We start from the raw sequence: 12,011 nt of genomic DNA, 5'->3' as shown, positions 1-12,011 counted from the left end.
ATTACCTGCCGAATTATCTGGGGTGGCGCTGGATACTCGACGCCGGACGCATCCGCTCCCCAGAAACATTGTTGAAGGCAACCATGGGAGAGTTCCCACACCTTACGGTGACATAGCAAAAAAAAACGCCGCCCGAAGGCAGCGTTTCTTGATGGTCGAACACTGGAGCAAGCCTGGCCGGTGTTTGCCGGGCCCTGCGAGCAGCGCAGCGTGACGAGCTATCAGTTGCGTACGACACGCTTGTATTCGTTGGTACGGGTGTCGATTTCGATGACGTCGTCCTGTGCCACGAACAGCGGTACTTGCACGATGTGGCGGTGTGCGTCGATGGCATTTTCGATCTTGGCTTCTTTCAGGACGTTGCCCGACGTGTTGCCCTTAACTGCAGGCTCCGAGTACACCACTTGACGAGCGATGGTCGTAGGCAGCTCAACGGAGATGGCTTTGCCGTCGTAGAAAATGGCTTCGCATTCCATGCCATCCTTCAGGTAATGCAGTGCATCGCCCAGGTTTTCTTCTTCGATTTCATACTGGTTGTACTCGGTGTCCATGAAGACGAACAGCGGGTCGGCGAAGTACGAATACGTCACTGGTTTTTTATCCAGAACAACAACGTCAAACTTGTCGTCGCCGCGGAACACGTTTTCCATCGGGGTGTTCGTCAGAAGATTTTTCATCTTCCATTTGTAGGTGAAGCCCGTGCGGCTCGAACCGTTGACATCAGAACGCAACACGATCATTGGCTTGCTGTCGACCATGATGATATTGCCAACACGAATTTCTTTTGCGGGTTTCATAGGAATGTACGTAAAAAGTGGGTTGCATGAAGACCATCTGCCGCCTGTGCGCCATCAGCGCCGCAAGCTTGCGTTTGATCGGTTAAAAATACGTTAGAAATAACCGGGCATTTTACCTTAATTTTTGGCAAGCGCCTATCTCGTCGCGCCGGCGAACGCCAGCAAGTTACTTGCCAGATCGCCATTGGACTGCATCTGCCGCTGCCAGGCCTGCGCGCGCGCACTGATGCGCGGCAGGTCGGCCTGCAAGGCCGGCCACAGCTGCGTCCACGGCAAGGCGTCCGTGCTGGCGCCATTCCAGGCTAGCGCCGCCTGCACCAGGCTGGCTATCGGCCCATCCACGTCTGCCGCATAGCGCTGCAAGAAGGCGTGCAATTTCACGTGGTGCAAGTTTTCATCCTGCAGATAGATATGCCAGAGAAATGGCCGGCCTGCCCATTGCGCGCGCACGAAGGAATCCTCGCCGCGTACGAGATTGACGTCGCAAGCCCACAGCAGGCGGTCGTAATCGTCTTGCGGCACGAAAGGCAGCACGCGCACGGTGAGCGCGCCGCGCGTGCGCGCCGCACCACCCACCGCCGCATCGTCGCCGATAAACGCTTGAACGGCATCGAACGCGACGCCTTCCGGCACCAGGCACGTCACGGGCTCGCTGCCCGCCTGCCACACGCCAAACAACTGGGCGACCGGGGCGGACGGGTAGCAGAACAGCGATACTTTCAAAGCAGACATTTCCGCCGCCGTCACGCCAAATTGCCCCAGGAATGCCGCCATGGCGGGTGCATCATCCTGGAACGCCAAACGCCGCTCGTCGAGCGCCGCTTCGCGCAGCAAGCCGCCCGTCTTATGCGTAAAACCGGGAAAGAAGAAATGCTTGATCATGCCATGGCGCGGCGACGTCAATGCATGGCAACCCTCGACCCACTCTTCCGCCGTCAAGCCTTCCAGGTTCAGCCACACCGCCTGCGGCGCGCACTGCGCCATGGCGGAGATGTAGCCAGGCGGGATGTCGCAGGCAAAAAACTCGATGACGATATCGGCGATATCGGCAGGTGCAAACACGCCATCCTGGCCGCGCCAGTGGCGCACCGTCACGCCGCTGGCCTGCTGCGTTTCCACCGCCACGTGAATGCCGGGGCAGATGCGCCGGAAGCTTGCAAGATCGTCAACCCACAAGGTGACGGCCACGCCGTGCTCGCCGCTCAACTGCCGCGCCAGGCGCCAGCAAATGCCGATATCGCCGTAGTTGTCGACGACTTTGCAGAAGATAGCCAGAGATGGTGCGCGATCGCTAGGTAATGGCATGAGCAGGCAAAAAATGAAGAGGGAAACGTTGGCATGCTGGCAAATAACAAAAAAGCCGCGCTGTTACCAGGCGGCTTTTTGTTGGCTGATTCAGCCGGTCTGGCGTCCCCAAGGGGATTCGAACCCCTGTACTCACCGTGAAAGGGTGATGTCCTAGGCCTCTAGACGATGGGGACAGAAAATCTGTCCTGGATGCGCTACCCTGCATCCCGACCTGTAACTACTTGCGAATCTGGCGTCCCCAAGGGGATTCGAACCCCTGTACTCACCGTGAAAGGGTGATGTCCTAGGCCTCTAGACGATGGGGACAGAAATCTGTCCGGAATGCAGTACTTCGCATCCTGACCCGGTACTACAGCAATCGCAGAAACAAAAAAAGCCTGACTTGTCAGGCCCATTCAGCACTGCACTCACTTTACAACTGAATCCTGGCGTCCCCAAGGGGATTCGAACCCCTGTACTCACCGTGAAAGGGTGATGTCCTAGGCCTCTAGACGATGGGGACCTGTGCTGGCTTTACTCTCAGCGGACTCTTCGTTGAAGGCTTTGCTTAGCCCCTCAAAAAAGCGTGCGCGAATTTTAACACGAAGCGATTCACGAAATCAACTGCTGGCCTTCATATTTTCCATCTTATTTCACTCCTCTCCTCCCTATGAAAAAAGGAGTATCAGCAAGTCATGAAAGAAACCGCCTCGTAGCGGCAAGCCAGGCAGAAAAAACCTTCCCTTGCACATCAAGCAAGCTGCAAGCGCGCTGACAGCTTAGCCATACCCCCCGAGCGAAGAAATCGCTGATGCAAATAAAAAAGCCGCTCAAGGCGACTTTGATTATCACGTGACTTCTGCGCTGTTGGTGGAGGTTGGCGGGAGCTAAGCGCTGACCTCTTGCATGCCATGCAAGCGCACTAACAGCTTAGCCATATTCCCCCGAGGGAAGAAATCACTGGCGGAAATAAAAAAAGCCGCTCAAGGCGACTTTGATTATCACGTGACTTCTGCGCTGCTGGCGGAGGTTGGCGGGAGCTAACCGCTGACCTCTTGCATGCCATGCAAGCGCACTAACAGCTTAGCCATATTCCCCCCGAGCGAAGAAATCACTGGCGGAAATAAAAAAAGCCGCTCAAGGCGACTTTGATTATCACGTGACCTCTGCACTGCTGGCGGAGGTTGGCGGGAGCTAACCGCTGACCTCTTGCATGCCATGCAAGCGCACTAACAGCTTAGCCATATTCCCCCGAGGGGTATGGCGGAAAGTGTCGCGGAAATAAAAAAAGCCGCTCAAGGCGACTTTGATTATCACGTGACTTCTGCGCTGTTGGTGGAGGTAAGCGGGATCGAACCGCTGACCTCTTGCATGCCATGCAAGCGCTCTCCCAGCTGAGCTATACCCCCCGGGCGCAGAAACACTGTTACTTCTTACTACTACAACACCAGACTGAACTGGCGTCCCCAAGGGGATTCGAACCCCTGTACTCACCGTGAAAGGGTGATGTCCTAGGCCTCTAGACGATGGGGACCACGGAACTACAGTTTGCCACCTTATTTCTGCGCTGTTGGTGGAGGTAAGCGGGATCGAACCGCTGACCTCTTGCATGCCATGCAAGCGCTCTCCCAGCTGAGCTATACCCCCCGGGCGCAGAAATAATAAAAGCCGCACTTGGCGACTTTGTTCCACTACTTGCTTTCCATCCAGATTCCGCTTTTTACGGGGCTGAACTTACAACAATCAGTACAAACAACTGCCACTACTATACCACAACTACCTGGCGTCCCCAAGGGGATTCGAACCCCTGTACTCACCGTGAAAGGGTGATGTCCTAGGCCTCTAGACGATGGGGACCGCGGAACTTCCAACAACAACTGCACCACTTCAACGACTAACAAAACCTGACTGCGATTTTGCTGCTGGTGGAGGTAAGCGGGATCGAACCGCTGACCTCTTGCATGCCATGCAAGCGCTCTCCCAGCTGAGCTATACCCCCGTTGGTGCAGAAACAAGAGTATAGCAAAGAAGTTTCACTCTGCAAATACCCTTTTTCGTCTATGAGCAACTTTTCATAGGAGAGGTTTCCGCACCCTGTTTTTACGGTTATTTCATCGCGATACTTACAGCCACTTTGCCAGGCGCGCCAGCACGGTCTCTCTACCGAACATCACCACCACCTGGTCGATGGCCGGCGTCTGCAACTGACCCGTCAAAATCAGACGCAAAGGCATGGCCAGCAGCGGCATCTTGATGGTGTTGGCGGCCAGCACTTCCTTGATCATGGCGGCGACGGCTTCCTTGCTCCACTCCACCGTGGCGATGCGCTCGGCAAACTGCGCCAGCACGGGCTTGATAGCATCCGTGATGTGCTGTGCCGCCAGTTCCGCTTCCGGCTGCGGCGCGCGGAAGAACAGCATCGAGGCGGCAGCCAGTTCATTGACCGTATTGGCGCGCTCTTTCATCATGCCCAGCACTTGCGCCAGATCAGGCGCGCCTTCGAAGACGGCGCCGGCGATCAGCATTTGCGGACGGGCCAGGTCGGCCAGGCGGGCGTTGTCGGCCTGCTTGATATAGTGGTTGTTCAGCCAGGCCAGTTTTTCATTGTTGAACTGGGCCGCCGATTTCGACAGGTGATTCAGGTTGAACCACTCGCAGAACTGCTCGGTCGAGAACACTTCATCGTCGCCATGACTCCAGCCCAGGCGCGCCAGGTAGTTCAGCATCGCTTCCGGCAGGAATCCTTGCGCCGGGTAATCCATCACGCTGACGGCGCCATGGCGCTTCGACAGCTTTTCGCCGTCCGCACCCAAAATCATCGGCAGGTGGCCATACAGGGGCAGCGGTGCGCCGATGGCGCGCAGGATGTTGATCTGGCGCGGGGTGTTGTTGACATGGTCGTCGCCGCGGATCACGTGCGTGATCTGCATGTCCCAGTCATCGACGGCCACGCAGAAGTTATACGTTGGCGTGCCGTCCGGGCGCGCGATCACCAGGTCGTCCAGTTCGCGGTTGGAAATCGTGATCGTACCCTTGACCACGTCGTCCCACGTCACGTCGCCATCGAGCGGATTCTTGAAGCGCACGACAGGCTTGCGGTCGGCTGGCACGGCCGGCAGGGTCTTGCCCGGCTCCGGACGCCAGGTGCCGTCGTAGCGTGGCTTTTCGCCAGCGGCGCGCATGCGCTCGCGCATCGCCTCGACTTCTTCCGGCGAGGAATAGCAATGATAGGCAGTGCCTTCAGCCAGCATCTGCGCCACCACTTCGCGGTAGCGGTCCATGCGCTGCATCTGGTAGAACGGGCCTTCGTCGTGGTCCAGGCCCAGCCACTTCATGCCTTCGATGATGGCTTGCACGGCTTCCGGCGTGGAGCGCTCCAGGTCCGTGTCTTCGATGCGCAGCACGAAGGTGCCGCCGAAGTGGCGGGCATACGCCCAGCTATATAAAGCGGTGCGGGCGCCGCCCAGGTGCAGATAGCCGGTCGGGCTGGGAGCGAAACGGGTACGGACGGGAGTAGCGGTTGTGGTCATCGAAGTAATCAGGCTTTGAAGTAAAACGCCATTTTACTCTGTTGACCGCCTCCGCTCCACAAGCGCCGTCACAGCTGCAGCAAGCGTCTTTTCACCTCGTCCGCCTGCGCATGCAGCGCCTGTTCGAACAGGGCGACCAGTTGCGACAAGGGCCGGTGCAAAGGTTTCACGAGATTCACCGTGAACGGCAAGGACACGGCAAAGCGGCGGATCTGCAAACCCTGCCCCGCGTAGTCCAGCGCCGTGAGCGGATTGACGATGGCCAGCCCCACGCCTTCGCGCACCATGGCGCAGACGGAGGCGGCGCTGTGGGTGTCGAGCGCCATGCGCCGCTCCACCCCGGCCTGCGCGAAGATGGTGTCGATCTGCTGGCGGTAAGGGTCGACGGCAGCCAGGCTGATGAAAGGCTGGCCCGCGAAGTCCGCCGGCTGCAGCACGGCCTTGCTTGCGAGTGCATGGCCGTCGGGCAGCACGCACACTTCATCGACGGACATCAGCGTATCGAGCGCGGTGCCCGGCGGCGCATTGCCCACTTCCGTCAAGCCGATATCGTGGCGCTGCGCCGACAGCCACTCTTCCAGCAGCGGCGACTCCTGCGGCGTGATGCTGATGCTCACGTTCGGGAAATCGGCGACGAAGCGCTTGCAAGCCTGCGGCAGCAGCGACTGGGAAAACACGGGCAGGCAGGCAATCGACAACTGCCCCTGGTCGAACTGACGCAGGGCCGCCGCCGTGCTGACGATGCGCTCCAGGCCGAAATACGCGCGCTGCACTTCCTCGAACAGCTGCAGCGCCTGGGCCGTGGGGCGCAGCCGCCCCCGCTCGCGCTCGAACAGGGTCAAGCCCGTCAAATGTTCGAGGCGCGCCAACTCGCGGCTGACGGTGGGCTGCGATGTGTGCAGCATGGCGGCGGCGGCCGTCACGCTGCCCGTCGTCATGATGGCGCGAAACACTTCGATATGGCGCAGGGAGATAGTCATGGTCATATCATAAATGAATAAGGTAGGCTTAAATGGATATTTTATAGTCGAAGCACAATCAGCCATCATGCAGTTATTCCCATTCCACCGAAAGCACACGATGCAGCCCGTCGCCGACCAGACTCTCGCCCAACTCGCCCAGGAACACGGCACGCCCCTGTGGGTCTACGACGCGGCCACCATCCGTGCCCGCATCGCGCAGCTGGCGCAGTTCGACACCGTGCGCTTCGCGCAAAAGGCCAATTCGAACATCCATCTGCTCACCATGATGCGCGAAGCGGGCGTGCACGTGGACGCCGTCTCGCTGGGCGAAATCGAACGCGCGCTGCAGGCAGGCTTTACGCCGGCGCAAACGAACGGCGCTGCCGGCGTGGTATTCACCTGCGACCTGTTCGACCGCGCCACCCTGGCGCGCGTGGCGGCGGCGAAGATCGAAGTCAATTGCGGCTCCGTCGACATGCTGCGCCAGCTGGGCCCAGTGTCGCCCGGCCACCGCGTCTGGCTGCGCATCAATCCCGGCTATGGACATGGCCATAGCAACAAGACCAATACGGGCGGCGAAAACAGCAAGCACGGCATCTGGCATGAAGAGCTGCCAGAGGCGCTGGCCGTCATCCGCGCACATGGACTGCACCTGGTGGGCCTGCACATGCACATCGGCTCGGGCGTCGACTACAGCCACCTGGAAACCGTCTGCGGCACCATGGTCGACCTGGTGAAAAACATGGGCCACGACATCGAAGCCATTTCCACGGGCGGAGGCCTGTCCGTGCCCTACCGCGAAGGCGAGCAGCCGGTCGACACGGACCACTACTTCCAGCTGTGGGATGCGGCGCGCAAGCAGATCGAGGCGCACCTGGGCCACGCCGTGCACCTGGAAATCGAACCGGGCCGCTTCCTCGTGGCCGACGCGGGCCTGCTGGTGGCCGAAGTGCGCGCCACCAAGCAAATGGGCGGCAACCACTTCACCTTGTTAGATACGGGTTTCAATGAACTGATGCGCCCCGCCATGTACGGCAGCTACCATGAAATGTCGGTCATCGCCCACGATGGCCGCGTTCTCGATGGGCAGCACGCCACCGTCGTCGGCGGCCCCCTGTGCGAATCGGGTGACGTCTTTACCCAGCGCGATGGCGGCGTGGTGGAAACCCGCTTGTTGCCCGCAGCACAGGTGGGCGACTACGTGGTCTTCGAAGGCGCAGGCGCGTATGGCGCGTCGATGTCGTCGAACTACAACAGCCGCCCGCATGCGGCCGAATACCTGGTCGATGGAGAAGCTTCGCGCCTGATCCGCCGCCGCCAGACGGTGGCCGAACTGATCGCGCTGGAACAACTGTAAAACCGCACCGCGTGCGGGCATGCGCATCTGCTAACATCGAGGCAATTCGATGAAAGCCTGCCATGTCCGCCACCATCCTTGCCCGCCGCAGCACCAGTTTCCTGCTGCCCCTGCTGCTGTCCGCCGTCCTCGCCGGCTGCGCTGCGCTGCCCTCGCTGGAAGGCCGCAGCGCGTCGACCGTCATCACGGATACGGCACAGACCAAATTGGCCACGGCCATTGCACCATTAGTGGCGCAGCATCCCCGCATGTCCGGCATCTATCCGCTGGTCGACGGGCGCGATGCCTTTGCCGCGCGCGCCCTGCTGGCCGCCGCCGCCCAGCGCAGCCTGGATGTGCAGTACTACATCTGGCACAAGGACATCACCGGCACCCTGCTCTTCGACGCCCTGCGCCAGGCGGCCGAACGGGGCGTGCGCGTGCGCCTGCTGCTCGACGATAACAACACGGCGGGCCTGGACCAGACCCTGACCATGCTGGGCAAGCAGCCGAACCTGGAAATCCGCCTGTTCAATCCCTTCGTGCCCCGTTCGCCGCGCGCGCTGGCCTTTGCCACCGATTTTTCGCGCCTCAACCGGCGCATGCACAACAAATCGTTCACGGCCGATAACCAGGCCACCATCGTCGGCGGACGCAATGTGGGCGATGAATATTTTGGCGCGGCCGGCGACGTGCTGTTTGCCGACCTTGACGTGCTGGCCGTCGGTCCCGTCGTCGACGAGGTCTCGCACGATTTCGACCGCTACTGGAACAGCGCCTAGGCCTACCCGGCCAGTCTGCTGCTGACCAGCCATGTCGACGGCGACGCGGCCACTATCGCCGCCGAGGCGGACCGCATCGACGATACCAAGGCGGCCGAGGAATACGTGCAGGCACTGCGCACCTCGCCCTTCGTCAAGCAGATGATGGAACGCACCCTGCCCTTCGAATGGGCAAACACGCGCATGGTCAGCGACGACCCGGCCAAGGTGCTGGACAAGGCCAGGCCAGGCACGGGCGTGGCGGAAAACCTGCAAAACCTGCTGGGCGTGCCGGAAAAGGAAGTGGACCTGGTGTCGCCGTATTTCGTGCCCGGCAAAGCCGGCACGCAGGCCTTTGCCGACCTGGCAAAACAGGGCGTGGGCGTGCGCATCCTGACGAATGCGCTGGAAGCGACCGACGTGGCGGCCGTGCATGCGGGCTATGCGAAGTGGCGCAAACCTCTGCTGGAAGCGGGCGTGCTGCTGTATGAATCGCGCCGTTCGTGGGAACGGGGCGATGCGCGCGAACAGCCGGGCCGCTTCGGCAGTTCCGCTTCGAGCCTGCACGCGAAGACCTTTGCCGTCGACGACCAGCGCATCTTTGTCGGCTCGTTCAACTTCGACCCGCGCTCGATCGAATTGAACACGGAAATGGGTCTCGTCATCGACAGCCCCGCGCTGGCCAGCCAGCTGGGGCAGGCCATGCGCACCACCATCCCGCAACGCGCCTACCAGGTGCTGCTGGGCGACGATGGCGCGCTGTACTGGATCGCCCGCGACGCCAGCGGCATCACCACGCGCTACGACACGGAACCGGGCACCAGCGTGTGGAAGCGCATGGGAGTGGCGATTCTGTCGGTGCTGCCGATCGACTGGCTGCTGTAAGGAGCGGCTAGCGCACCGCTTCCGTCAAAATCCGCCCTTCCGACGCAGATGGCTGGCGTATGCGCAGCAAATGAGCCAGGGTCGGGGCGATGTCGACCACTTCCGCATACTGGCCATAAGCGCCCGGCTTGATCCAGCGGGGGCCGAATACCATCAGCGGCACGTTGGTGTCATACGTGTATGGCGTGCCATGCGAGGTGCCGCCAACGCCCTTGCCGAAGTACCAGGCAGGCTTTGTGACTACCATCAGGTCGCCCGACAGCTGGCGGTTCCAGGCGCGGCGCATCAGGGTATCCATGCGCGTGGCGACAGCTCCCGTTTCCATCTGCGTGCGCGTGTAGACCTGCGCCAGGCCGTCCTGCTGCAGCAGGAAGCGGGCCGCCGCGTCTTCCAGGGCGGCGCGATGGACGCCGCTCTTTTCCGCCAGCGCATAATCGAGGTAGATATTCGGCAGCGACGACGTCGTCACCAGCTTGTCGATGCCCAGGGTCGTGGCCAGGTGCTGGTTCAATGCCGCCACCAGCTTGTCGCCGTCGATGCGCTTGGCGGAAAAGCCGCCGCGCGCTTCCGTAAATTCAGGCACGTTGGCAAAGCCATGGTCGGCCGTCAGCACCACCAGCACATTGTCCATGCCGACTTTTTTATCGAGGTCGGCAAAGAAGCCAGCCAGCATGCGGTCCAGGCGCTGCAGGTGGTCGTGCGACATCTTGCTTTCCGGACCGTAGGCGTGGTTCACATAATCGTGTGCGGACAGGCTCACGCCCAGGATATCAGGCACGCCAGCCGGATTGCGGCCCAGGTTTTCGCCATCGATGGCGGCGCGGGCAAATTCCAGCGTCAGCTCGTCGAGGAAGGGACCGGACTTCAAGCGGCTGTAGTACTCGCCATCGAGCTTGCCGCTGTCGCTGTAGTAGGCAAACGGGAAGGTGTTGCGCGTGCCCGGCTTGGCCGCCACAAGATCATCACGGGCGTCGCGCGCATAGGCCGCATCGGCCAGCAGCGGCGTCCAGCTCTTGCCATAATAACGATCCTGCGGCCTGGCGGCCTGGTAGCGCTGCACCCATTGCGGATGCTGCTGCATGTAATAGGTGCTGCTGGCGAAGTTGCCCGTCTTTTCCATGTACATATAGGCCGTGCCCGTTTTCCCGGCCAGCAGGATGGCACCGCGGTCCTTGCCCGAGACGGTGACGACCTTGGCCTTGTCGCCCGTGGCATAGCGCAGCTCGTCGCCCAGGGTGCTCACGCGCAGCCTGGTCGGCGCCGTGCCATCGTCCGGTTGCGTTGCTTCGCCAATGTAGTGGAAATTGCCATCCTCGGTGCAGTACACGGATTTCTTCGTCACGGGATCGATCCAGTTATTGCCGATCACGCCATGCTGGTACGGGTAAGCGCCCGACAGCACAGCCGAATGGCCGATGGCGGTCACCGTGATGCCATGCGCCTGGTGCGCATCGCTGAACCACGCGCCCTGCTCCAGCAGGCGGCGGAAACCGCCCTGGCCGAACTGGTCGCGGTAGCGCGTCACCTGTTCCTGCGGCAAGCCGTCCACCACCAGTACCACCACCAGTTTCGGCTGCGTCGCAGTGGCAGAAGCAGCAGGAAGCACTTTGGCCGCATGCGCCTGGCACACCGCCACGCTGGCTACCAGCAGCAGCGCCTGCGCCAGTTGCCGGGAAAGGGAGAAATTCTTGCTCATATGCACTCATCCAAAGTTAGGCCATCGGGCAGCGTACGCCGACTATATGACGCAATGATGACAAAAAGCAATAACAAGAAAAAGGCCGGGCTCCATCGCTGGAACCCGGCCTGATGCCGACATGAATCAATATGCGCGATTACTTGACCGTCACCTTGATGCTTTTACTCAACTCCGGCCCATACGACTGGTGCGCGCCGTTGGCGAACTGCATGGTGAGCGTGTACTGGCCCGGTGGCAAGGTGACGTCCGTTGCCGTCTGCCCTTTGCCGAAATGCAAATGTTTGTCATCCATGGGTATCATTTCGCCCGCCTTCATCGGCCCCATATTGATGAGCAGATGATGGTGGCCAGTCTTCGCCGTCATGTCGCCGGCCGGCTTGACGTCCATGCCGCTGACGGCAAACTTCACCTTGAACGGGCTAGTCACTGTCGCGCCATCGACGGGCTCGACAAATGAAACGGACTGGGCAAAGGCGCTGGCGGCCAGCAGGCTGCCTGCGATCACGGCGATACTGCGGCGCAGGAATACGGTGGTCAATTGCATGATATCTCCTCTTGTTTAATAACAACACGGACTGCATGAAACCATATTCCCGCTAACGCTGGCGCCGGGGAGCAGTTAACTCCATGGATAAATCCAACAGTGCCACGGTGGCCTTGAAAACCGTAGCGAGCAAGCTCAATGTCGGGTTGAGTAACGCAACCGTACTTTAGTACGGTGAGTAACGCCGACCCGAAAGTGAGCTGCACAGTA

The 12,011-nt window shown here is 60.6% G+C and carries 7 protein-coding genes, 8 tRNA genes and 2 pseudogenes; 3 read left to right on the top strand and 14 right to left on the bottom strand.

Annotated features, from left to right (window positions below):
- Positions 1–116: pseudogene (locus ACQ4WN_RS23400) on the top strand (IS1595 family transposase); the annotation flags it as partial.
- Between the two features lie 105 nt (positions 117–221).
- Here the strand turns inward: ACQ4WN_RS23400 and ACQ4WN_RS23395 are convergent.
- From ACQ4WN_RS23395 to ACQ4WN_RS23340, 12 genes are all read right to left on the bottom strand, one after another.
- On the bottom strand, positions 222–797 hold the full coding sequence (locus ACQ4WN_RS23395) for an elongation factor P (RefSeq protein ID WP_100876390.1): 576 nt from the start codon (positions 795–797) through the stop codon (positions 222–224).
- Between the two features lie 135 nt (positions 798–932).
- Complete coding sequence (gene earP / locus ACQ4WN_RS23390) at positions 933–2,102, bottom strand: elongation factor P maturation arginine rhamnosyltransferase EarP (protein WP_436553674.1); 1,170 nt, start codon at positions 2,100–2,102, stop codon at positions 933–935.
- Positions 2,103–2,202: 100 nt separating this feature from the next.
- Positions 2,203–2,278 (bottom strand) — tRNA-Glu (locus ACQ4WN_RS23385).
- A 57-nt stretch (positions 2,279–2,335) separates the two neighbouring features.
- A tRNA-Glu gene (locus ACQ4WN_RS23380) sits at positions 2,336–2,411 on the bottom strand.
- A gap of 120 nt (positions 2,412–2,531) precedes the next feature.
- Positions 2,532–2,607, bottom strand: a tRNA-Glu gene (locus ACQ4WN_RS23375).
- A gap of 810 nt (positions 2,608–3,417) precedes the next feature.
- A tRNA-Ala gene (locus ACQ4WN_RS23370) sits at positions 3,418–3,493 on the bottom strand.
- 49 nt (positions 3,494–3,542) lie between these two features.
- Positions 3,543–3,618 (bottom strand) — tRNA-Glu (locus ACQ4WN_RS23365).
- 37 nt (positions 3,619–3,655) lie between these two features.
- Positions 3,656–3,731 (bottom strand) — tRNA-Ala (locus ACQ4WN_RS23360).
- A 134-nt stretch (positions 3,732–3,865) separates the two neighbouring features.
- A tRNA-Glu gene (locus ACQ4WN_RS23355) sits at positions 3,866–3,941 on the bottom strand.
- 66 nt (positions 3,942–4,007) lie between these two features.
- Positions 4,008–4,083 (bottom strand) — tRNA-Ala (locus tag ACQ4WN_RS23350).
- A gap of 124 nt (positions 4,084–4,207) precedes the next feature.
- Positions 4,208–5,614 carry a glutamate--tRNA ligase gene (gltX, locus tag ACQ4WN_RS23345; RefSeq protein WP_436553673.1) on the bottom strand — a complete coding sequence of 469 codons (1,407 nt, stop codon included), beginning with the start codon at positions 5,612–5,614 and terminating at the stop codon, positions 4,208–4,210.
- Between the two features lie 68 nt (positions 5,615–5,682).
- A complete protein-coding gene (locus ACQ4WN_RS23340) occupies positions 5,683–6,594 on the bottom strand; it encodes a LysR family transcriptional regulator (protein ID WP_436553672.1) in 912 nt (303 codons plus the stop codon).
- Positions 6,595–6,661: 67 nt separating this feature from the next.
- Here ACQ4WN_RS23340 and lysA point away from each other — a divergent pair, with 67 nt between their 5' ends.
- Together lysA and ACQ4WN_RS23330 are read left to right on the top strand one after the other, a co-directional pair.
- Positions 6,662–7,933, top strand: coding sequence for a diaminopimelate decarboxylase (lysA, locus tag ACQ4WN_RS23335; protein WP_436553671.1), 1,272 nt, complete (start codon positions 6,662–6,664; stop codon positions 7,931–7,933).
- Between the two features lie 62 nt (positions 7,934–7,995).
- Positions 7,996–9,558: pseudogene (locus ACQ4WN_RS23330) on the top strand (phospholipase D family protein).
- Positions 9,559–9,565: 7 nt separating this feature from the next.
- Here ACQ4WN_RS23330 and ACQ4WN_RS23325 read toward each other — a convergent pair.
- Positions 9,566–11,254 carry an alkaline phosphatase family protein gene (locus tag ACQ4WN_RS23325; protein ID WP_436553670.1) on the bottom strand — a complete coding sequence of 563 codons (1,689 nt, stop codon included), beginning with the start codon at positions 11,252–11,254 and terminating at the stop codon, positions 9,566–9,568.
- Positions 11,255–11,393: 139 nt separating this feature from the next.
- Positions 11,394–11,801, bottom strand: coding sequence for a DUF4399 domain-containing protein (locus ACQ4WN_RS23320; protein WP_436553669.1), 408 nt, complete (start codon positions 11,799–11,801; stop codon positions 11,394–11,396).
- Between the last annotated feature and the right edge of the window lie 210 nt (positions 11,802–12,011).

This window comes from Janthinobacterium pasteuri, from assembly GCF_051380775.1.
GTDB lineage: Bacteria > Pseudomonadota > Gammaproteobacteria > Burkholderiales > Burkholderiaceae_D > Janthinobacterium.
Note: the sequence above shows the minus strand (reverse complement) of the source record. Positions and strands in the feature narration are given on the sequence as shown.